Source organism: Sphingomonas sp., from assembly GCF_965200135.1.
Taxonomy (GTDB): domain Bacteria; phylum Pseudomonadota; class Alphaproteobacteria; order Sphingomonadales; family Sphingomonadaceae; genus Sphingomonas.
This window is the reverse complement of sequence record NZ_CBDATK010000007.1, coordinates 77,839-98,753: the sequence shown is the minus strand read 5'-3', so window position 1 is coordinate 98,753 and position 20,915 is coordinate 77,839. Positions and strand designations below refer to the sequence as shown.

The following is a 20,915-nucleotide window of genomic DNA, read 5'->3' as shown; positions in this document are numbered from 1 at the left end:
CGCGGGTAGCAGCTGCGCTGCCGCCGGCCGGGCTGGCCGGTCTCGCGCGCAACGGCCTTGCGCGCGTGCCGGCTTCGCCGTAGGGCGCTGGCGCGCACGGCGACCGTAGTTCAATTGGTTAGAGCGTCGGCTTGTGATGCCGGAAGTTGCGGGTTCAAGTCCCGTCGGTCGCCCCACCATTCCTCCGACGAGAGAGCGTTATGACCGCCGGTTGGGGCTTTCCCGATTTCGACGACCACGAGGCCGTGCACCTGTTCACCGACCCCGCCTCCGGGCTGAGGGCGGTGATCGCGGTGCATTCGACCGCGCTCGGGCCGGCGGCGGGGGGCGTGCGCTTCTGGCATTATGCCGACCCGCGCGAGGCGATTGTCGACGCGCTGCGCCTGTCGCGCGGCATGAGTTTCAAGAACGCGATGGCGGCGCTGCCGATGGGCGGGGGCAAGGGCGTGGTCCTCGCCGATCGGCCGGGCGCGACGATCAGCGACGATCAGCTCAAGGCGTTCGGCCGCGCGGTCGAGTCGCTCGCCGGGCGCTATGTGACCGCCGAGGACGTCGGCATGTCCGAAGCCCGGATGAAGGTGATCGCGGGCGAGACGCGCCACGTTTCCGGCCTGCCGGTGGGCGAGGGCGCGGCGGGCGGCGATCCGGGGCCGTACACCGCGATGGGCGTGTATCTCGGCGTCAGGGCGGCGGCGAAGCGCGCGCTCGGCACCGACGACATGAAGGGCGTGCGCGTCGCGCTCCAGGGCGTCGGCTCGGTCGGCGGCGGCACTGCGCGACTGCTGGCGAAGGACGGCGCGGTGCTGACGCTCGCCGATGTCGACACCACGCGCGCCGAGGCGCTGGCGGCGGAACTGGGCGCGGCCACGATCGCGACCGAGGCGGTGCTCGCGGCGGACGTCGACATCGTCAGCCCCAATGCGCTCGGCGCGATCCTGACCGAGCGGTCGATCGCGGCATTGCGCGCGAAGGCGGTGGCGGGCGGTGCCAACAACCAGCTCGCGGTGCGCGAGGACGGTCGGCGGCTGCACGAACGCGGCATCCTCTACGCGCCCGATTACGTCATCAACGCGGGCGGCATCATCAATGTCGGGCTGGAATATCTGGGGCAGGGCGACGAAGCGGAGGTCAAGGCCCGCATCGCGCGCATCCCGGCGCGGCTGGTCGAGGTGTGGGACGAGAGCGAGCGGACGGGCGCGCCGGCGTCGGACGTGGCGGACTCGATCGCGAAGCGACTGATCGGGCGCTAGCACGCGCGCCGGCAGGATGGCTGCGGGCGAGACGCGCCAGCCCAACCGGCTTCTGTAATCGGTGACGTTCAGCATCGTCAGGGTGACGGCTCCGTCCGAAGCGGGTAGTCGTCGCCGATGATCCAGGCAGCACCCCCATGGGCTGGTTGACGCTGTTCCTTATCGGCGGTGCGGCGTTCGCCGCGCTGGTGGTGCTCGGGCTGCGGCGGCCGTTATGGTCGCTGGCGGGCGCGGCGTTGATGATCGGGGCGACGGGCTATGCACTCCAGGGCAGTCCGGCGTTGCCCGGGCAGGCGCCGCGTGCCGACCTGACGACCGACCCCGCCGATCCCGGGCTGATCGCGTTGCGCGATCAGATGCTGGGCCACTGGACCGCGCAGGGCGCCTATGTCGTCGCCGCCGACGCGATGACCCGCATCGGCGAGAAGCGCGCGGCGGTGCAGGCGGTGCTGGGCGGGATCAGGCGGTATCCGGACAATCTGTTGCTGTGGGTGGCGCTTGGCAACACGCTGGTGGCGCATGACGGCGACCGCGTGTCGCCGCCGTCGCTGTTCGCGTTCCGACAGGCGCTGCGGCTCGGCCCGGAGCATCCGGCGCCTTATTTCTTCCTGGGGCTCGCGCATATCCGTGCGGGCGAGTTCGCGGCGGCGCGGCCGTTGTGGGCGCGGGCGGTGGCATTGAGCCCGGCGGGGACGGGATATCGCGTGCAGATCGCGGCACGGCTGGTGTTGCTGGATACGTATCTGGCGCAGGCGGGCCGGTAGGCAGAAGACCGCCGTCACCCCGGCCTGAGCCGGCGCCCCGTCTCTTCTCGTGACGGAAGAAGAAGCGGGATCCCGGCTCAAGGCCGGGATGACGGGCTACCGGTCGTCCTGCTCGCCGCGACCGGTCTTGCCTTGCAGCTCGTCGATCTTCTTCGAGGCATCGGCCTTGTTGAGATCCTCGGGGAACTCCTCGTGCGCCTCTTCCGACAGCGTCTTGAGATAGCTCGCCTGCGCGCCGGTCATCGGCTCGCCGCCGGTCGTCCAGTCGTCGGGGTCCTTGACCGCATTGGAGGTCGGGTGGGTCTTGGGGTTTTCGGTGTCGGCCATGATGAAACTCCTTCATGGCCGACAACGAGCGTGTTCCTTATCCGTTCCCCGGATCGGCGCGTCAGCCGGACCACGCCTCGAACGGTAGACCCAGATCATCGGCGACCGCCTGATAGGCGATCTTGCCCCGATAGACGTTGAGACCCGCCGCCAGGTGCGGATCGGTCCTCATCGCCCCCTCCGCGCCCAGGTTCGCCAGCTTGACCGCGAACGGCAGCGTCGCGTTGTTGAGCGCGAAGGTGCTGGTCCGTGCCACCGCGCCGGGCATGTTGGCGACGCAATAATGGATCACGCCGTCGACCTCGAACACCGGGTCGTCATGGGTGGTAGCGTGGCTGGTCTCGAAACAGCCGCCCTGGTCGATCGCTATGTCGACCAGCACCGACCCGCGCTTCATCGACTTCAGCATCTCGCGCGTCACCAGCTTCGGCGCGGCGGCGCCGGGGACCAGCACCGCGCCGATGACGAGGTGCGCGCGCTCCACCGCCGCCGCGATCGCCGCCTTGGATGCATAGGCGGTCTTGATCTGCGACGAGAAGAACATGTCCAGCTCGGCCAGCCGGCTCATGTTGATGTCATAGATCGTGACGTCGGCGCGCATGCCCACCGCCATCTGCGCGGCGTTGATGCCGGAGATGCCGCCACCCAGGATCGCGACCCGCGCCGGCGCGACGCCGGGAACGCCGCCCAGCAACACGCCGCGCCCGCCCTGCTCCTTTTCCAGATAATGCGCGCCGACCTGCACCGACATCCGCCCCGCGACCTCGCTCATCGGCTTCAGCAACGGCAGGCCGCCGCCCGGTGCGGTCACCGTCTCGTACGCGATGCAGGTCGCGCCCGACTTCATCAGCCCTTCGGCCTGCGGCTTGTCGGCGGCGAGGTGGAGGTAGGTGAAGAGCACATGGCGCGACTCCAGCAGCGCGATCTCGCGCGCCTGCGGCTCCTTCACCTTGACGATCATTTCGGCGGCGCCGAACACCGCGGGCGCGTCCGGCAGGATCGTCGCGCCGACCGCCTGATAGTCCGCATCCTCGAAATCGATCCCAATCCCCGCCTGCGTCTCGACCACCACCTCGTGACCCGCCGCGACCAGCTCGGCGACCGAGGACGGGGTCAGGCCGACGCGGTATTCGTGGTTCTTGATCTCCTTGGGGACGCCGATCTTCATGTCGTGGTTCCTCTTGATTGTCCTGTGCCGGCCATAGGCTCCCCGCGCCGTCTTGTCTCGATTGCACGGTCCCGCCGCAGGTGCTACCGGCGCGCGCTGTCCGGCATCTCACCGGGCACTGAAAGGCTCGGTTTCGACCAGCATGACCAGCGAGACCGTTGCCGCCTCCCTGCCCGATGACGGCGAGGAAGGCGAGCACCACATCCAGGGCAGTCTCGGCAAGCTGGCGCTCGGCGCGGTGGGGGTGTGCTATGGCGACATCGGCACCAGCCCGCTCTACGCGATGAAGGAGGTGTTCATCGGCCACCACAAGCTGGCCGTCGATCCCCTGCACATCTTCGGCGTGCTCAGCCTGGTGTTCTGGTCGCTGGTGATCGTGGTCACGATCAAATACATCTTCATCATCCTGCGCGCCGACAATCGCGGCGAGGGCGGCAGCCTGGCGCTGCTGGCGATGATCCAGCGGCGCACCGGCACCGGGCGCTGGTCGCGAGGTCTCATCATGCTGGGCGTACTGGCGACCGCGCTGTTCTTCGGCGACTGCATGATTACGCCAGCCATCTCCGTCCTCTCCGCCGTCGAGGGCCTGGTGGTGGTGGAGGCGGGGTTCGGGCCGTGGGTGCTGCCGATCTCGGTGGCGATCCTGATCGGGCTGTTCGTCATCCAGTCGCGCGGGACCGATACGATCGGGCGCTTCTTCGGCCCGATCATGGTCGTCTATTTCTGCACGCTGGCGGTTTTGGGCGTGCTCAGCATCGTCGACCGGCCGGAGATACTGGCGGCGGCGAACCCGATCTGGGCGTGGCGTTTCGTCGAGCATGATCCCGCGCTCGCCTTTCTGGCGCTCGGCTCCGTGGTGCTGGCGCTGACCGGAGCGGAGGCGCTGTACGCCGACATGGGTCATTTCGGCCGCCGGCCGATCCAGGCCGCCTGGGTGTGGCTGGTCTTTCCCGCGCTGTTGCTCAACTACGCCGGGCAGGCCGCGCTGCTGCTCGAAACGCCGGCCGCGGTTCAGAACCCGTTCTTCATGATGGCCAGCGAGGCGTGGCGATTGCCGCTGGTGGTGCTCGCCACCGTCGCGACGGTGATCGCCAGCCAGGCGGTCATCACCGGTGCGTTCTCGGTCATCCAGCAGGGCGTCCAGCTCGGATTGATGCCGCGGTTCAAGATCGAGCATACCAGCGCGAAGGCACGGGGACAGATCTATGTCGGCTCGGTGAACTGGGCGCTGATGATCATGGTCATGCTGCTGGTGCTCACCTTCGGCGAGTCGTCGAACCTGGCGGCGGCCTATGGCATCGCGGTGACGGGCACGATGTTCATCACCACCTGTATGCTGACGGTGCTGGTGTTCCGCGTCTGGAACTGGCCGGCGTGGATCGCGGTGCCGGCGCTGACCGTGTTCTTCGCGATCGACACGCTCTATTTCGCGTCCAACCTGACCAAGGTGCCAGACGGCGGCTGGTTCCCGCTGTTGATCGCGTCAGTAGCGTTCACGATGCTGACCACCTGGTCCAAGGGCCGGCAGCTGATGATCGACCGGTTGCGCGAGGCGGCGATGCCGATCAAGATCTTCATCAGTTCCGCCGCGACGTCCGCATCGCGCGTGCCGGGAACGGCGGTGTTCATGACCTCGACCGCAGAGGGCGTGCCGCACGCGCTGTTGCACAACATGAAGCACAACAAGGTGCTGCACGAACGAATCATCCTGCTGACGGTCAAGATCGTCGATCAGCCCTATTGGCCCGAGGAAGCGCGCGCGCGGCACGAGGTGCTGGGTCAGGGGTTCCACCGCGTCGTGCTGCGCTTCGGCTTCATGGAGGAGGCCGATGTGCCGTCGGCGCTGAAGACCGTCGACGCCTGCGGCGCGCAGTTCCGGATGATGGACACCAGCTTCTTCCTGTCGCGGCAGACGCTGTTGCCGTCGGATCGGCCGGGGATGATGATCTGGCGCGAAAAGCTGTTCGCCTGGATGCTGCGGAACGCGGAGTCGGCGATGGAGTTCTTCCGCCTGCCGACCAACCGTGTTGTCGAGCTGGGATCGCAAATCGAAATCTGATCGCGGACGCTTGCCACGTCCGCGCTGCCGCGTTTAGCTGCCGCCGACAGGCAAGGGGCACGCGGACAGATGCAAGGAACCATCCTGGGCTACGACGCGGCGACCGCGACCGGCGTCATCTCCGGTGCCGATGGACGCCGCTACAGCTTTGCCGCCGGCGAATGGCGCGGCGGCGGCGAGGCAGGGCCGGTCGGCGGCCTCGCGGTCGATTTCGAGAGTAGTGACGGGACCTCGGCGGTGGGAGTGTACCCGCTGCCGGCGGTCGCCGCGAACCAGCCCTATACCGGCTCGGCGCGGCTGGCGCCCGAAGGGTCGGCGCCGCCGCCCTATCCGGGACAGCCCTATCCCGGCATGGCCTATCCCAAATCGCACGTCGTCGCCGGACTGCTGGCGCTGTTCCTGGGCGGCTGGGGCATCCACAAATTCTACCTCGGCTACAATAACGAGGGCGTGATCCTGCTGGTCAGCAGCTTCGTTTCATTCGTTCTATGCTTCGTCATCATCGGCTTCCTGCCCTTGCTGGCGATCAGCATCATCTGCTTCGTCGAGGCGATCATCTATCTGACCAAGAGCGATGCCGAGTTCGACGAGCTGTATGTCCGGCACAAGAAGGCGTGGTTCTGAGCGACGATACTCCCGTCGCGGCGCCGATCATCGTGTCGGCGCTGTTCGGGCGGAGCGATCAGGCGTGGTTCGATGCGCTGCGGCAGCGGCATTTTCCGCCCGAGCGCAACCAGCTCGATGCGCATCTGACGCTGTTCCACCACCTGCCGCCGTCCGTCGCGCCCGAGCTGAAGCAGCGGCTCAACGCCGCCACGCGCGGGGTGCGGGCGCCGCAGGCGCGGGCGGGCGGGCTGATGTCGCTGGGCCGCGGCGTCGCGTTTCGGATCGAGGCGCCGGCGCTGGTGGCGCTGCGTGCCGAGCTGGCGGCGTCGTTCGCGGGGCTGCTGACGCCCCAGGACGCAGGCGGCTGGCGACCGCATGTGACGGTGCAGAACAAGGTTACCCCCAACGTCGCAAGGCTGCTGCTAGCCGAACTCGCCCGCGATTTCGTGCCGCGCGACGTCGAAGTCGCCGGGCTGGGGGCATGGTGGTATCGCGGCGGTCCGTGGGAGCCGCTGAGCCGCCACATGTTCGCTTGACCGCGCCCTTGACCCTTGGGCGAGCGCGCCCTTATAGGCGCCGCTTCGCCCAAGGTTTGGCGGAGTAGCTCAGCTGGTTAGAGCACGGGAATCATAATCCTGGGGTCGGGGGTTCAAGTCCCTCCTCCGCTACCAAACCTCGTCAGCGTGATCGTCGCTGCGCCGTCAGTCGGCCGATCAGCGCCGCCGAACGCAGCGCTTGGCGCGGCAGGCTGTCGAGCGCGATGAACTCGCCCTCGCCGTGCGCGCCGCCGCCGCTTGCACCCAGCCCCCCCAGCGTCGCGACATCGGCGCTGACGAAGCCGGAGTCGGCGGCGCCGCGCTTGTCGGGGTCGAACTCGGGCATGATCGGCAGGCCCAGCTCCTGGTTGACGACGTTGAGCTCGCCCAGCAGCGCCCGGTTGCGCGGCGAGGGTGCCATCGCCGGGGTCGAATCATAGAAGCGGAAGGTGGCGTCGGTGCCGGGCAGGTGCTGCGCCACGATCGCCGCCATCTTCGCACGGAGACGATCGTCCTGCTCCGGCGTCAACGTGCGGAGATCGCCGCGAGCGATCGCGGTCGAGGCGACGATGTTGGTCTTGCCCGAGGCGCTGACGGCGGTGCCCGCGTCGTCGATCGCCGCGGGGGTGCCGCCCGCGACGAGCCCGACGTTGAAGGTCGCGCTCGGCTCCGGCAGCTCGCGACGGAACGCGTCGAGGATGCGTGACATTTCATAGATCGCGCCCCAGCCGAGCTCGCGCCCGACCGCGCTGGAATGACCGGAGCGGCCGGTGGTGCGGAGTTCCCAGGCGCTGCCCGATCGCCGGGCGACGGTGCCCGCCTCCACCCCGCCCTCGGTGGCGAGGTTTTCGTATTCGAGTGCTGCGTCGGCCTGCTTGCCGGCGGCGATCAGGTCGGCGCGGGCGTCCGCCGTCGGCTGGCCCGGACGTTCCTCGTCGCCGGTGAGGACGACGGTGATGTTCGCCCGGCGCAGCGTGCCCGCCGCCGCCATCGCCCGCAGCGCGCCGACGATCACGACCAGCCCGCCCTTGTCGTCGCCGACTCCCGGCCCGGTCGCGCGATTGCCGTTGCGTGCGAAGCGCTGGAAGGGGGAGGTCGGCTCGAACACGGTGTCGAGATGGCCGATCAGCAGCACGCGCCTGCCGCGTCGGTTGCCGGTGTGGGTCGCGATCAGATGCCCGGCCCGGCCGGTCGCGGCCATATCGACCCAGCGGACGCTGAAGCCGAGCGGCTCCAGTTCGGCGCGCATCATCTCGGCGACCGCACGGACCCCGATGCGGTTGAGCGTGCCCGAATTCTGGTCGACCAGCCGCTGCAGCAGGGCCTCGTTACGCGCAGTATCGGCGGCGACGGCGGCGCGGAGCCGTTCGACGGGCTGATGGTCGGCAAGCGCCGGCGAGGCGAGCAACAGTGCGGCGGGCAGCAAGGAAAGGTGCATCGCTCCAGCCTAGCGGAACGCCGCCGTGAGAAAAGCCATGACGGTAAGACGTTTACCGTATTGCCTTTTCCGGCCACCGGTGCTTAGGACCGTGCGACACTGGTGACGACCAAGGGGAACTTATATGAAGATGTTCAACAAGATCATGACGGCTGCCGCCATCGCCTCGCTGGCGACGGTGCCGGCGATGGCCGCTTCGGCCAATCCGGCTGCGAGCCTGTCGGTGGCACATTCGGCGCGTGCCGGCACCGCGACCACCAAGGACAGCGATCTGGCCGGCGGCGGCGCGTTCATCGCCATCGCCGCCGCGATCGCGGTCGTCGTGGCGATCGTGATCGTCGCGTCGGATGACGATGACTCGGACAGCAACTAAGCTTTAGCCGCTTAGGCGAATTAGGAGGGGAGCCCTGCGGGGCTCCCCTTTTTTGTTGAGGCCAAGTGGCGGAGCGGCGCTACCGTCACCTCCGCCGGGCGTTTCGCGTTCTGCCGATCGATCGAGACCATAGTGGGTTGATCGCCTACGTCTTTGCGTTAGGGTAAGGGCGCGTCGGTGTCCAACGCCCATCGTTGTGGTTAGATCCACAACGACCTGCGTCGAATCAGGCGGTGCTCCAGGGCTACGTCAGGCTACCTATTCCAGCAGCCGTCCGGCCAGGGCTCTGCGGCAAAGCCCCATCGTGACGTCGGACCTCGCCTTGGCGAGGCCGGCCGATAGCGCTGGTGCGGCGGGCTGCGCCGCCGCACCGGCCGGGCGTCGCCGGTCTCAACCGCTATAGTACATGTCGTACTCGACCGGGCTCGGGGTCATCTCCCACCGGGCGACCTCGGCGCGCTTGACCTCGACATAGGCGTCGAGCTGATCCTTGGTGAACACGTCGCCGCGCAGCAGGAACTCGAAATCGGCGTCGAGGCAGTCGAGCGCCTCACGCAGCGAGCCGGCGACGGTCGGCACCTCGGCCAATTCGGCGGGCGGCAGGTCGTACAGGTTCTTGTCCATCGCCTCGCCGGGATGGAGCTTGCTCTGGATGCCGTCGAGTCCGGCCATCATCAGCGCCGCATAGGCGAGATACGGGTTGGCGAGCGCGTCCGGAAAGCGGACCTCGACGCGCTTCGACTTGGCGCCGGTGCCGTAGGGAATGCGGCACGACGCCGAGCGGTTGCGCGACGAATAGGCGAGCAGCACCGGCGCTTCATAGCCCGGCACCAGCCGCTTGTAGCTGTTGGTCGACGGGTTGGTGAAGGCGTTCAGCGCCTTGGCGTGCTTGATGATGCCGCCGATGAAGTACAGGCACATGTCCGACAGCCCGGCATAGCCGTTGCCGGCGAAGCTCGGCTCGCCCTTGTTCCAGATCGAGAAGTGCGTGTGCATCCCCGAGCCGTTATCTTCCTTGATCGGCTTGGGCATGAAGGTCGCGGTCTTGCCATAGGCGTGCGCGACCTGATGCACGACATATTTATAGATCTGCATCCGGTCGGCGGTCTGCGTCAGCGTGCCATAGGTCAGGCCCAGCTCGTGCTGCGCGGCCGCGACCTCGTGGTGATGCTTGTCGCAGGGCAGGCCCATCTCGATCATCGTCGAGACCATTTCGCCACGGATGTCGACCGCGGAGTCGACGGGGGCGACGGGGAAGTAACCGCCCTTGGCGCGCGGCCGGTGGGCGAGGTTGCCGCCCTCATATTCGCGGCCCGAATTTCCCGGCAGCTCGATGTCGTCGATCTTGTAGTAGCTGGTCGAGTAGCTGTTCTCGAACCGCACGTCGTCGAACATGAAGAACTCGGCCTCGGGGCCGACATAGACGGTGTCGCCGATGCCGGTCGACGCGAGGTAGGCCTCGGCGCGCTTGGCGGTCGAGCGCGGGTCACGCGCGTAGAGTTCGCCGGTGCCGGGCTCGACGATGTCGCAGAAGATGATGAGCATCGGCGTCGCCGAGAACGGGTCGGTATAGACCGCGTCCAGATCGGGCTTGAGCGTCATGTCGCTCTCGTTGATCGCCTTCCAGCCCTCGATCGACGAGCCGTCGAACATCAGTCCGTCGGTGAACTCGTCCTCGCCGAGCAGCGACGCGACCATGGTCAGGTGCTGCCACTTGCCCTTGGGATCGGTGAACCGCAGATCGACCCACTCGATCTCCTCGTCCTTGATCTTCTTCAGCACGTCGTTGGCGGAGGTGGCCATGATCCGGTTCCTTGTTGCTTGCCGATGTTTGAGTTCGTCATACCGGCCTTGAGCCGGGATCCGCATTCATGCTCTCGTCGAGGTAGCGGGATGCCGGATCAAGTCCGGCATGACGGAGAGTGGGTCGTCGAAAATGCTCAGATCGCGGCGTCGTCCCTTTCGCCGGTGCGGATACGCAGGGCGGCTTCGACGGGGATGACGAAGATCTTGCCGTCGCCGATGCGGCCGGTCTGCGCGGCGGCGGCGATCGCTTCGACCACGCGTTCGGCCAGGCCGTCCTCGACCACCACTTCCAGCTTCACCTTGGGCAGGAAGTCGACGACGTACTCGGCGCCGCGATAGAGTTCGGTATGGCCCTTCTGCCGGCCGAAGCCCTTGGCCTCGGTGACGGTGATGCCGGACACGCCGATCTCGTGCAGCGCTTCCTTCACCTCGTCGAGCTTGAAGGGTTTGATGATCGCCTCGATCTTCTTCACGGAAATGCTCGCCCCATCAGACCTGTCACCTGCCCTCGCCCGGCCGGGCGCGTTGCAGGGAACGTGCCAGCAGCGGCCCGCTCGGGCAATGGCGATTCGTCGCGTTAGAGGTGCTCGGAAAGCGGGCAGCGCCCTCGTCGCTGCCTGATCGTCGGGCATCTGGCGCGGCGGTGCGGGCCGGTATAGGTTCGGCAAGATAACGAAGGCATGGGTCGCGTCGTCCAACACCGATACGGGGGGAGCGCGTGAGCAAACGGGGTTTCGTGGGGGCGGCGCTGGCCGCGCTGCTGCTGCTGGGGACCGGGCCGATCATGGCCGGTGCGGCGACGGCGCAGTTCGGCAGCCTGGGCAATCTGGGGCGGCTCGGCGCGCGCGCGGCGGCGCCGCGGCTGATGAGCGGCCGGGAGCCGATCTCGACCAGCCTGCCCGACGCGGTGTGGGGCGATCCCGCCAAGGACGGCTGGGCGCCGCCCGGCCCGCGCCGACCGCTGACCGGGTTGCGGCGGATGGCCAATGGCGGCTTCGTGCTCCAGCCCGGTTCCTACGAGTTCCACGACCAGAGCTATTGCCTCCATGCCGGCACGCACGGGCCGGGCGGGGGCGAGGGTTATCTCTACGCGCCGCCCAAGGGGTCGGCGCAGGATGCTGTGATGACGATCGTCCGCAACTCGGTCGCGCATCCCGAGATCCCGCAGCGGACGATCCAGACGCTGTTGTGGGCGATCGTCGCGCGTGCGCGGTTCGAGGACCTGTCGAACGAACATCGCCTGGTCGCGAGCCAGCTGCTGTCGCAGCGCCAGCTGGCGTCGCTCAACCGCAGCGCGCTGGACGTGCTCAACAGCGGACCGATCGCGAACAACCTGCCCAGCCCGTTGCGCGAGATCGCGCAGGCGGAGGCGCAGCTGCGCGGGATGTTCGCGTCGGGCGCGAGCTATGGCGAGCTGGAGCGCGTCGCGGTCCTGTCCGGCCGCGTCGGGCGCGGGCCGGGGAGCCAGGCGATCCCGGCGGGACGCTGGAGCCAGCATCCGGACGGTTACTGGGTCCGCTATCTGCCGGTGAGCTATACCAACACGGTGGTGAACATCTGGGTGCCGCCCGGCAGCGCGGCGATCGGGCGCGAATACGATCCGGCGGTGCACATCGCGGTGCCCGGCGATACGGCACGGCAGCGGCTGATCCAGTCGGGGCGGGCATACGGCGGCTGAGGCGCGTCGGCAGCGCGGAACTTCACGATCCGCATGTCACGTCGGGCGGTCGATCCGGAGCCCCGCTGCGCCTCGCACTCGGAAGAAGCAGCGGGGTCCCGGCTCAAGGCCGGGATGACGAGCGTCCGGTATGACGAGGATCAGAGGACTTCCTGCACGCGCTCCGGCGGCCGGGCGAGGACGACACCCTTGTCGGTCTCGACCAGCGGGCGTTCGATCAACGCCGGGTTGACCAGCATCGCCTCCAGTACCGTCGGTTCGTCCGCGTCCGCGTCGGCGAGGTGACGGGCGTTCGGCTCGGCGCGGCGAAGACCGTCATGCGCGCTCATCCCGGCGCGGGCGTAGAGGCGGCGGAGTTCGGCGATCGTGGGCGGTGTCTTGAGATATTCGACGACCGTCACTTGCGCGCGCCCCTCCTCCAGCAACCGCAGCGCCTCGCGCGACTTGGAGCAGCGTGGATTGTGGTAGATCGTCGCCTTCACCGTTGCTCGCGCCACTCGGCGATCGCCTCGCGATACTCGACCGAGCGCTTCAGGCGGGCGAGGTAGCGGATCGGGCGTTTGCTCGACCACGGCAGGGCGCCGTTGCTGAAGCTGCCGCGTGCGCCGCACTCCGCCTTGCAGGTGCCGTTCGCGTCGTCCCACACCAGAGTCGTGCCCTGGCGGCGGACGGTCAGCGTGCAGGGGCGGCCGTCGATCCATCCGTCTTCGGGCCGGCCCGTATAGACCAGCGCGTCGCCCCGCCGTGTCGCGATCCCGGCCAGGCCGCAGCTGTGGCCGTTGTAGAACTGCAGGTCGAAGCGGAGATAGGCGTGGGCGGCGTCGACGGGCACGATCTCGGCGATGTTCTCGCTGCGATAGTGCGATCCGTCGACCATGCCGTTGGCGAAGCCACGGCCGTAGCGCCCGGCGAGCGCCTGCACCGGGTCGTACGCCGCCACCGCACCCGCGCCCGCCACCGCGCAGGCGAGCGCGATGACGATCAGGCGCCCTGTTGCGCCAGCCACGTTTCCAGCCACTTGATCGTGTAATCGCCCTGCTGGAAATCGGGTTCGTCCAGCAGCGCCTGATGGAGCGGGATGGTGGTCGTCACCCCCTCGATCACGAACTCCTCCAGCGCACGGCGCAGGCGCGCGAGGCAGCGTTCGCGAGTCGTGCCGTAGACGATCAGCTTGGCGATCATCGAATCGTAATAGGGCGGGACGCGATAGCCGGCGTAGAGGCCGGAATCGACTCGGACGTGCATGCCGCCGGGCGCGTGGAACTGCGTCACCAGACCGGGCGACGGCGCGAAGGTGCGCGGGTCCTCGGCATTGATGCGGCATTCGATGGCGTGGCCGCGGAACTGGACCTGATCCTGCGCGCAGGACAGCGACTCGCCCTCGGCGATGCGGATCTGTTCGCGGACGAGGTCGAGGCCGGTAATCATCTCGGTGACCGGGTGCTCGACCTGGAGCCGGGTGTTCATCTCGATGAAGTAGAACTCGCCGCCTTCCCACAGAAACTCGATCGTGCCCGCGCCGCGATAGCCCATGTCGGCCATTGCGCCGGCGACGATGCCGCCCATCCGGGCGCGTTCCTCGGCGGTGATGACGGGGGAGGGCGCTTCCTCCAGCACTTTCTGATGGCGGCGCTGGAGCGAGCAGTCGCGCTCGCCGAGATGAATTGCGTTGCCGTTGCCGTCGCCGAAGATCTGAAACTCGATATGGCGCGGATCGCCGAGATATTTCTCGATATAGACGGTGGCGTCGCCGAACGCCGCCTTGGCCTCGCTGCCCGCCTGTTGCATCAGCGTTTCGAGGCTGTCGGGGCCGGTACAGACCTTCATCCCGCGCCCGCCGCCGCCCGACGCGGCCTTGATGATGACCGGATAGCCGATCCGCTCGGCGATCGCGCGCGCTTCGTCGGCGTCCGACACCGCGCCATCGGAGCCGGGCACCAGCGGCAGGCCCAGCGCGCCGGCGGTGCGCTTTGCCTCGACCTTGTCGCCCATCGTGCGGATGTGCTCGGGCTTGGGCCCGACGAAGATGATGTTGTGGAGCTCGACGATCTCCGCGAACCGCGCGTTCTCGCTGAGGAAGCCGTAGCCCGGGATGGATCGCGTCGGCGCCGCTGATCTCGGCGGCGGAGATGATGTTGGCGATGTTGAGATAGCTGTCGGCGGCGGCGGGCGGCCCGATGCAGATCGCCTCGTCGGCGAGGCGGACGTGCATCGCGTCGGCGTCGGCGGTGGAGTGTACCGCGACGGTCTGGATGCCCATCTCGTGGCAGGCACGATGGATGCGCAGCGCGATCTCGCCGCGATTGGCGATCAGCAGCTTCTTGATCTTCCGCACTATTCCACCACGATCAGCGGCTGGTCGAACTCGACGGGCTGGCCGTTCTCGACGAGCACGGCGGTGATGGTGCCGCCGGTGGGCGCGACGATCGGGTTCATCACCTTCATCGCCTCGACGATCAGCAGCGTATCGCCGGCCGCGACTTTTTGCCCGACTTGGGAGAAGGGTTTGGCGCCGGGTTCGGCGGAAAGATAGGCGGTACCGACCATGGGCGACTTGACCGCGTCGGCGGTGGGCGTGGGTGCCGACGCGCCGACCTCCGCCGCTGCCGGGGCACCCGTGAGCGGGGCGGCGGCCGCAGGCGCGGCGTGGTGCACCACCGTCGGCGCGGGGGCCGCCACGGCGGCGGCGGTGCGCGCGACGCGGATGCGGACGCCCTCGTCCTCCACCTCGATCTCGGTCAGGCTGGTCTGGTCCAGCAGCTCGGCGAGCTGGCGGATGAGGTCGATATTCATGCGGTCTGCCATGGCAGGTGTCTGTCAGAACCGCGCCGCGGCTTCAAGCGCGAGCAGGTAGGACAAGGCGCCGAACCCCGCGATCGTGCCGCGCGCCGCTTGGCCGATCAGGCTGACGTGGCGGAATGCCTCGCGGGCGTGCGGGTTGGACAGGTGGACCTCGATCACCGGGGTGCGGACCGCCTTGATCGCGTCGTGGATCGCGACGGAGGTGTGGGTGAAGCCACCGGCGTTGAGGATCACCGCGCGGGCGTCGCGCGCCTGCGCCTCGTGGAGCCAGTCGACCAGATGGCCCTCGTGGTTCGACTGACGCATGTCGATGTCGAGCCCGAGTTCGCGGGCACGGTCCTCCAGCTGCCCGGCGATGTCGTCGAGCGTGTCGGACCCGTAGATCTCCGGCTCGCGGGTGCCGAGCAGGTTGAGGTTGGGCCCGTTGAGGACGAAGACGGTGGGCATGGCGGGCGCGCTCACAGTCGGCCGGCGGCGAGGATGGGGCCACCGTTGGTTTGCTGCACGAGGATCGCAGTGCGCCAAGCCGGATCGGGCGACGGCGCCACCGTCACCCGGACCGCCGCGCCGCGCCAGGTGCCGAGCGACACCAGCGCGCGCACGACGTTGCGGTGCGCCAGCGTCTTGCCGCCGTTCTCGCCGGCGCGGATCGCGACCTGGATCGTGCGGGGATCGTAGCGGACGAGCCAGATCGTCGCGGGCGCCGTCGCCGCCGCGCCGCCGACGGTCACCGTCTGTCCGCTATGCGACAGCACCGGCCGCGCCGACCGATGCGCCGCCGCGACCGTGCGCTCCAGTTCCGTACGGTTGCCGCCGTTGATCGCGGTGCGGCCGTCGACGATGGTCTGCGGCGTCGCGACCTGTCCACGACCGGCGGCGCGCGCATAGTCCCACTGGCGGGCCGTGAACGCGGGGCTGGCGAGCGTGTCCTTCCAGCCGAGCTGATCCCAATAGGTGACTGCGAAGGTGAGCGCGAGCACGTCGGCCCGGTCGGCCAGCGCGTTGACGTTGGCGAGTGCGGGCGGGCACGACGAACAGCCCTGACTCTGGAACAGCTCCACCACCGTCGGGTTGCGCGGATCGGCCGCGAGCGCCGATGCCGGCAGCGTCAGCAGCGCGGCGCAGACAAGCAGGCTTTTCATCGGCGGCTCTCCCGGTTTGTGGTTGGCCCTAGTCGTGCCGGTCCCTAGATGGAAGTCATGGCACATACCGACGGCACCGTATCGATCACCGTCAATGGCGAGCACAAACGTGTCGTCGCCGGGCTGACGCTGGCGCAGCTGGCGACGGAAATGGGGCTGGTGCCCGAGAAGGTCGCGGTCGAGCGGAACCTGGAGGTGGTGCCGCGATCGACCCTGGCGCAGGTGTGCGTCGAGGACGGTGACGACCTGGAGATCGTGCATTTCGTCGGCGGTGGCGACCATCCGGTCGCGGGCGGCGGTGGCGGCCATCTCGGGGCGGTCGATGCCGATACATGGACGGTGGCGGGGCGGACGTTCCGGTCGCGGCTGATCGTGGGGACGGGGAAGTACAAGGATTTCGCGCAGAACGCCGCCGCGCTGGAGGCGAGCGGTGCGGAGATCGTCACGGTGGCGGTGCGGCGCGTCAACGTCACCGATCCCAACGCGCCGATGCTGACCGACTTCATCGATCCCAAACGCTATACCTATCTGCCCAACACCGCCGGCTGTTTCGACGCGGACAGCGCGATCAGGACGCTGCGGCTGGCGCGCGAGGCGGGGGGATGGGATCTGGTCAAGCTGGAAGTGCTGGGCGAGGCGCGGACGCTGTATCCCAATATGCGCGAGACGCTGAAGGCGACCGAGGTGCTGGTGCGTGAGGGTTTCAAGCCGATGGTCTATTGCGTCGACGATCCGATCGCGGCGAAGCAGTTGGAGGAGGCGGGTGCGGTCGCGATCATGCCGCTGGGCGCGCCGATCGGGTCGGGGCTGGGCATCCAGAACCAGGTCACGATCCGGCTGATCGTCGAGGGCGCGGGCGTGCCGGTGCTGGTCGACGCGGGCGTCGGCACCGCATCGGATGCGGCGGTGGCGATGGAGCTGGGCTGCGACGGGGTGCTGATGAACACCGCGATCGCTGAGGCGAAGGAGCCGGTGATGATGGCGGCGGCGATGCGCGCGGCGGTCGAGGCGGGGCGGCTCGCCTATCGCGCTGGACGGATGGGGCGACGCCGCTATGCCGACCCGTCGAGCCCGTTAGCGGGCCTGATCTGATGGAACCCGTGTGCGACCGATCCGTTATGATTCTGACGGGCGATCGAGCCCGCCGGTGAGCACGGAGTGAGTACGATGGGCGAACTGACCGACAAGATCAAGGGCGCGGCCAACGAGGCGATCGGCAACGTCAAGCAGGCGATCGGCAAGAACAGCGACGATCCCAGCCTGGCCGCCGAAGGCGCCGCGCAGGAGACGACGGGCAAGGCCCAGCACGTCAAGGGCAGCGTCAAGGGCGCGCTCGGCGACGACATCTAATCGGGCGATCGTGTCGGTGGCGTCGCCACCGGTATGACAGCACGCGAACGAGGCCGCTTCGGGAAACCGGGGCGGCTTCGTCGTTTGGGCCTGCATGCGATTGCCAAGCGGATCGCGCGGTGCTTGGGTGGTCGCCAGGACAGGTGGCCCGGACGAGGACACCGACAGGAGAGCGGCGATGGTCGAGTGGACGACGGTGGCGACCGGGCTGCGCTTTCCGGAAGGGCCGGTGGCGATGGCGGATGGTTCGATCGTGCTGGTCGAGATCGAGCAGGGCCGCATCACCCGCGTCCGTCCGGACGGCGCCAAGGACGTGATCGCGACCCCGGGTGGCGGCCCCAACGGCTTGGCGATCGGGCCGGACGGCAAGCTGTACTGCTGCAACAATGGCGGCTTCGTCTATCACGAAAACAACGGCCTGCTTGCGCCCGGTGGTCAGCCCGACGACTATTCCGGCGGCCGGATCGAGCGGATCGACCTCGCGACCGGCACGATGGAGGTGCTGTATCGCGATGGCGATTTCGGCTGCTCCCTGCGCGGACCCAACGACATCGTGTTCGACGACGCGGGCGGCTTCTGGTTCACCGACCACGGCAAGACGCGCGAACGCGAGCGCGATCGAACGGGCATCTTCTATGCGAGGGCCGACGGCAGCCTGCTGAAGGAGGTAATCTTCCCGTCCGAGAACCCGAACGGCGTCGGCCTGTCGCCCGACGGCAAGCGGCTTTACGCGGCGGAAACGTTCACCTGCCGGCTGATGGCGTTCGACGTGACCGGGCCGGGCGAGATCGCGTCGCCTTCGGGTATGCCGCTCTATCGTCCGGCGGGCGGCAAATGGTTCGACTCGCTGGGCGTCGAGGAATGCGGCAACATCTGTGTCGCGACGATCGGCGAGTGCGGGATCAGCGTGATCTCGCCGACGGGCGAGCTGGTCGAGTTCGTGGCCACGGACGACATCTTCACCACCAACATCTGTTGGGGCGGCGACGACATGTGCGATGCGTATGTGACGTGCTCGGGCACGGGGCGGCTGGTCAAGACGCGGTGGCCGCGACCGGGGCTGCGCTTGCACTACTCGGCTTGACGGTTTTCTCGAAGGAGAAGCGGAATGACAATCAGAACCTTGGCGATCGCCGCGACGGCGGCCTTTATGCTCGGCGCGCTGCTGTCCCCCGCGCCGGCACCCGCGCAGACCGCCGCGAGCGGTACGCTGCATCGCGGCCGGGTGCCGGTGGAGAAGGACGGCGATCGGCACCTGGCCTTTCTTGCGACCAGAGATGCGCTGATCCGGACCGGCGGCACGGACCTGGTGTTCGTCGGCGATTCGATCACCGACTGGTGGCGCAACGATCCCCAGCGCGCGATCTTCGATAGGTATTTCGGACGCTATCGGCCTTACAATATCGGCATCGCCGGCGACGAAACGCAGCACGTGCTGTGGCGGATCGAGCATGGCGAGCTGGATAGAATCAGGCCCAAGCTGGTCGTGCTGATGATCGGCACCAACAACCTCGCCAATGCCAACCGCATGAGCCCGGCGGAAACGGCCGATGGGGTCGCGGGCGTGGTCGAGGCGATCCGGCGCAAGCTGCCGCGGAGCAAGATCCTGCTGCTCGGCATCTTCCCACGCGCCGCCCGGCCCGAGGACCCGCTGCGGCTTGCGGTGAGCGACACGAACGCGCGGATCGCGCGGCTCGGCGACGAGAGAACGGTGTTCTACCGGGATATCGGCGCCAAGCTGCTCGGCTCCGACGGGACGCTATCCACCGAGATCATGCCGGACGGTCTGCACCCAAATGCACGGGGCTATCAGATCTGGGCCGATGCGATCAGCGCCGACGTTCGCCGATGGGTGCGATAGCCGGGCGTTGACCGCGCGGGGCGGGTCCGCCTAATCGCTGGTCAAGCTGGAGACCCGGACGCGATGCACAAGCTTTACCCCGATGCCGCCGCCGCGCTCGAAGGTCTGCTCCACGACGGGATGACGATCTGCGCGGGTGGGTTCGGGCTGTGCGGGATACCGGAGCGGCTGATCGACGCGATCCAGGCGTCGGGAGTCACCGGGCTGACCATCGCGTCGAACAATGCCGGCATCGATGGCGAGGGGCTGGGCAAGCTGCTCCGAACCCGCCAGGTCCGGAAGATGATCTCCTCCTATGTCGGCGAGAACAAGGAGTTCGAGCGGCAGTATCTGTCGGGCGAGCTGGAGGTCGAGTTCTGCCCGCAGGGGACGCTCGCCGAGCGCTGTCGCGCGGGCGGGGCGGGAATACCGGGCTTTTATACCAGGACCGGCGTCGGCACGTTGGTGGCCGAGGGCAAGGAGGTGAAGTCCTTCGACGGCGAAGACTTCATCCTGGAGCGCGGAATCCGCGCGGACCTGGCGATCATCAAGGGCTGGCGCGCGGACGAGAGCGGGAATTTGCAGTTCCGCAAGACCGCGCGCAACTTCAACCAGCCGATGGCGACCGCGGGTCGGGTCTGCGTCGCGGAGGTGGAGGAGGTGGTGCCGACCGGGTCGCTGGACCCGGATGCGATCCACCTGCCGGGCATCTATGTGAAGCGGATGATCGTCGGCGCGCCGTACGACAAGAAGATCGAGTTCCGCACCGTGCGGCAGCGTGAAGCGGTCGGTGCGGGGGTTGGGAGCCCGGGTTGACGAGGCCCTATCACGCTTCCCCCGCGAACGTCGGGGCCCGGTCGCGACGGTTTTCGTGGTTGAGGGTAGCACGTCTTCGCGATGTTCGCCGCACCTTGGCCCCGGCCTTCGCCGGCCTGGGGCTGTCGCTGGCGTCTTGCGCGACCGCGCCGGTCGCGCCGGACGTCACGACTTCGCTACCGGTCCCGGTATCGACCGTGCCGGCGGGGATGCAGTACCTTTACGGCTCGGGCGAGGCGGGCGCGTTGCAGCAGACGGTGTTCCACGCATTGATCGCTTATGCGACGGAAAAGGCGGCGCATCGGTCGGCGGACAGCGTCGTGCTCGCCGCCGGGTCGCCGCTGGTCCATGCGACCTTCGTGCCGTGCGGGGCGAAGCCGCTGGCGGCGGTGTTCGACGCGGACGAGACGGTGCTGCTCAACCTCGGCTTCGAGGCTGACGAGGCGGCGCATCCCGGTCGCGCCTATGACGAGGCGCGCTGGCAGCGATGGGAGCGGACTGGCGTCGGCGCGGTGGCGGCGGTGCCTGGCGCGGTCCATGCCTTCGACGACCTGCGGACGCTGGGCGTGACGGTGATCGTCAATTCCAATCGTAGTACCGCGAACGCGGCATCGACGGCGGCGGCGCTGAAGGCGGCGGGGCTGGGCGATTTCAGGGCCGGCGATACGCTGTTGACGCGAGACGCGGGCGCGCCGTCGGGCAAGGACGCGCGCCGGGCCGCGATCGCGGCGCGATACTGCGTGATCGCGATGGCGGGGGATCAGCTGGGCGACTTCTCCGACCTGTTCGCGATGCCCATGCCGGTGCCCGTGCGGCGCCAGCTGGCGGTGCACAGCTCGGCGGCGGGATTGTGGGGCAAGGGCTGGTTCGTGCTGCCCAACCCCGTTTATGGCAGCGCGCTGCGCGGCGGTCCGGACGACGTGTTCCCCGCCGACCGGCGCTGGACGCCGGCGCCGTGAG

At 68.4% G+C, this 20,915-nt stretch carries 23 protein-coding genes, 2 tRNA genes and 1 pseudogene; 15 read left to right on the top strand and 11 right to left on the bottom strand.

What is annotated here, in order from left to right; genetic code table 11:
* Positions 1-99: 99 nt before the first annotated feature.
* From ACOFKS_RS08595 to ACOFKS_RS08585, 3 genes are all read left to right on the top strand, one after another.
* Positions 100-176 (top strand) — tRNA-His (locus ACOFKS_RS08595).
* A 24-nt stretch (positions 177-200) separates the two neighbouring features.
* On the top strand, positions 201-1,250 hold the full coding sequence (locus ACOFKS_RS08590; RefSeq protein WP_419808826.1) for a Glu/Leu/Phe/Val family dehydrogenase: 1,050 nt from the start codon (positions 201-203) through the stop codon (positions 1,248-1,250).
* Between the two features lie 137 nt (positions 1,251-1,387).
* Positions 1,388-2,014: a tetratricopeptide repeat protein gene (locus tag ACOFKS_RS08585; RefSeq protein WP_419808825.1), complete on the top strand. Its 627-nt coding sequence runs from the start codon at positions 1,388-1,390 to the stop codon at positions 2,012-2,014.
* 96 nt (positions 2,015-2,110) lie between these two features.
* Here ACOFKS_RS08585 and ACOFKS_RS08580 read toward each other — a convergent pair whose 3' ends face one another.
* Positions 2,111-2,341 carry a DUF3072 domain-containing protein gene (locus ACOFKS_RS08580; protein WP_419808824.1) on the bottom strand — a complete coding sequence of 77 codons (231 nt, stop codon included), beginning with the start codon at positions 2,339-2,341 and terminating at the stop codon, positions 2,111-2,113.
* Positions 2,342-2,402: 61 nt separating this feature from the next.
* Positions 2,403-3,509 carry an alanine dehydrogenase gene (gene ald, locus ACOFKS_RS08575; RefSeq protein WP_419808823.1) on the bottom strand — a complete coding sequence of 369 codons (1,107 nt, stop codon included), beginning with the start codon at positions 3,507-3,509 and terminating at the stop codon, positions 2,403-2,405.
* Between the two features lie 142 nt (positions 3,510-3,651).
* Between ald and ACOFKS_RS08570 the strand changes: the two genes are divergently transcribed.
* From ACOFKS_RS08570 to ACOFKS_RS08555, 4 genes are all read left to right on the top strand, one after another.
* On the top strand, positions 3,652-5,568 hold the full coding sequence (locus tag ACOFKS_RS08570; protein ID WP_419808822.1) for a potassium transporter Kup: 1,917 nt from the start codon (positions 3,652-3,654) through the stop codon (positions 5,566-5,568).
* Positions 5,569-5,637: 69 nt separating this feature from the next.
* A complete protein-coding gene (locus ACOFKS_RS08565; RefSeq protein ID WP_419808821.1) occupies positions 5,638-6,192 on the top strand; it encodes a TM2 domain-containing protein in 555 nt (184 codons plus the stop codon).
* The gene (locus ACOFKS_RS08560) at positions 6,189-6,710 is read left to right on the top strand and encodes a 2'-5' RNA ligase family protein (RefSeq protein WP_419809277.1); all 522 of its coding nucleotides are present in this window, start codon (positions 6,189-6,191) and stop codon (positions 6,708-6,710) included. Before ACOFKS_RS08565 ends, ACOFKS_RS08560 begins: the two co-directional genes overlap by 4 nt.
* Positions 6,711-6,768: 58 nt before the next feature.
* A tRNA-Met gene (locus ACOFKS_RS08555) sits at positions 6,769-6,845 on the top strand.
* Positions 6,846-6,852: 7 nt separating this feature from the next.
* On the opposite strand, the gene ACOFKS_RS08550 is transcribed toward ACOFKS_RS08555, so the two are convergent.
* Entirely contained in the window at positions 6,853-8,148 is a 1,296-nt protein-coding gene (locus tag ACOFKS_RS08550; RefSeq protein ID WP_419808820.1) for a M20/M25/M40 family metallo-hydrolase, read from the bottom strand.
* Positions 8,149-8,272: 124 nt separating this feature from the next.
* On the opposite strand from ACOFKS_RS08550, the gene ACOFKS_RS08545 reads away from it, so the two are divergent.
* Positions 8,273-8,521, top strand: a complete 249-nt coding sequence (locus ACOFKS_RS08545) for a hypothetical protein (RefSeq protein WP_419808819.1) — start codon at positions 8,273-8,275, stop codon at positions 8,519-8,521.
* 390 nt (positions 8,522-8,911) lie between these two features.
* Here the strand turns inward: ACOFKS_RS08545 and glnA are convergent, their stop codons facing one another.
* Both glnA and ACOFKS_RS08535 read right to left on the bottom strand, forming a co-directional pair.
* Positions 8,912-10,324 carry a type I glutamate--ammonia ligase gene (gene glnA / locus ACOFKS_RS08540; RefSeq protein WP_419808818.1) on the bottom strand — a complete coding sequence of 471 codons (1,413 nt, stop codon included), beginning with the start codon at positions 10,322-10,324 and terminating at the stop codon, positions 8,912-8,914.
* Between the two features lie 137 nt (positions 10,325-10,461).
* A complete protein-coding gene (locus ACOFKS_RS08535) occupies positions 10,462-10,800 on the bottom strand; it encodes a P-II family nitrogen regulator (protein WP_419809276.1) in 339 nt (112 codons plus the stop codon).
* A 245-nt stretch (positions 10,801-11,045) separates the two neighbouring features.
* On the opposite strand from ACOFKS_RS08535, the gene ACOFKS_RS08530 reads away from it, so the two are divergent.
* Positions 11,046-12,005, top strand: coding sequence for a hypothetical protein (locus ACOFKS_RS08530; RefSeq protein WP_419808817.1), 960 nt, complete (start codon positions 11,046-11,048; stop codon positions 12,003-12,005).
* 140 nt (positions 12,006-12,145) lie between these two features.
* On the opposite strand, the gene arsC is transcribed toward ACOFKS_RS08530, so the two are convergent.
* The 6 genes and pseudogenes from arsC to ACOFKS_RS08500 all read right to left on the bottom strand — a co-directional run bounded on the left by arsC (position 12,146) and on the right by ACOFKS_RS08500 (position 15,949).
* Positions 12,146-12,487, bottom strand: coding sequence for an arsenate reductase (glutaredoxin) (gene arsC / locus ACOFKS_RS08525; RefSeq protein WP_419809275.1), 342 nt, complete (start codon positions 12,485-12,487; stop codon positions 12,146-12,148).
* The gene (locus ACOFKS_RS08520) at positions 12,484-13,011 is read right to left on the bottom strand and encodes a hypothetical protein (RefSeq protein WP_419808816.1); all 528 of its coding nucleotides are present in this window, start codon (positions 13,009-13,011) and stop codon (positions 12,484-12,486) included. Before ACOFKS_RS08520 ends, arsC begins: the two co-directional genes overlap by 4 nt.
* Positions 12,987-14,340 (bottom strand): annotated as a pseudogene (gene accC, locus ACOFKS_RS08515) (acetyl-CoA carboxylase biotin carboxylase subunit). The gene ACOFKS_RS08520 and the pseudogene accC overlap by 25 nt, the downstream one beginning before the upstream one ends.
* A complete protein-coding gene (gene accB / locus ACOFKS_RS08510; RefSeq protein ID WP_419808815.1) occupies positions 14,340-14,810 on the bottom strand; it encodes an acetyl-CoA carboxylase biotin carboxyl carrier protein in 471 nt (156 codons plus the stop codon). Before accB ends, accC begins: the two are co-directional and overlap by 1 nt.
* 12 nt (positions 14,811-14,822) lie before the next feature.
* Complete coding sequence (gene aroQ, locus ACOFKS_RS08505) at positions 14,823-15,254, bottom strand: type II 3-dehydroquinate dehydratase (protein WP_419808814.1); 432 nt, start codon at positions 15,252-15,254, stop codon at positions 14,823-14,825.
* 11 nt (positions 15,255-15,265) lie between these two features.
* Positions 15,266-15,949 (bottom strand): DUF1223 domain-containing protein, encoded by a 684-nt coding sequence (locus ACOFKS_RS08500; RefSeq protein ID WP_419808813.1) that lies wholly within the window; start codon positions 15,947-15,949, stop codon positions 15,266-15,268.
* A gap of 57 nt (positions 15,950-16,006) precedes the next feature.
* On the opposite strand from ACOFKS_RS08500, the gene thiS reads away from it, so the two are divergent.
* From thiS to ACOFKS_RS08470, 6 genes are all read left to right on the top strand, one after another.
* A complete protein-coding gene (thiS, locus tag ACOFKS_RS08495) occupies positions 16,007-17,041 on the top strand; it encodes a sulfur carrier protein ThiS (protein ID WP_419808812.1) in 1,035 nt (344 codons plus the stop codon).
* Between the two features lie 75 nt (positions 17,042-17,116).
* Entirely contained in the window at positions 17,117-17,299 is a 183-nt protein-coding gene (locus ACOFKS_RS08490) for a CsbD family protein (RefSeq protein WP_419808811.1), read from the top strand.
* Positions 17,300-17,477: 178 nt separating this feature from the next.
* Entirely contained in the window at positions 17,478-18,383 is a 906-nt protein-coding gene (locus ACOFKS_RS08485) for an SMP-30/gluconolactonase/LRE family protein (protein ID WP_419808810.1), read from the top strand.
* 24 nt (positions 18,384-18,407) lie between these two features.
* Complete coding sequence (locus ACOFKS_RS08480; RefSeq protein ID WP_419808809.1) at positions 18,408-19,160, top strand: GDSL-type esterase/lipase family protein; 753 nt, start codon at positions 18,408-18,410, stop codon at positions 19,158-19,160.
* Between the two features lie 63 nt (positions 19,161-19,223).
* The gene (locus tag ACOFKS_RS08475; RefSeq protein WP_419808808.1) at positions 19,224-19,955 is read left to right on the top strand and encodes a CoA transferase subunit A; all 732 of its coding nucleotides are present in this window, start codon (positions 19,224-19,226) and stop codon (positions 19,953-19,955) included.
* Between the two features lie 95 nt (positions 19,956-20,050).
* On the top strand, positions 20,051-20,914 hold the full coding sequence (locus tag ACOFKS_RS08470) for an HAD family acid phosphatase (protein ID WP_419808807.1): 864 nt from the start codon (positions 20,051-20,053) through the stop codon (positions 20,912-20,914).
* Position 20,915: the final 1 nt, after the last annotated feature.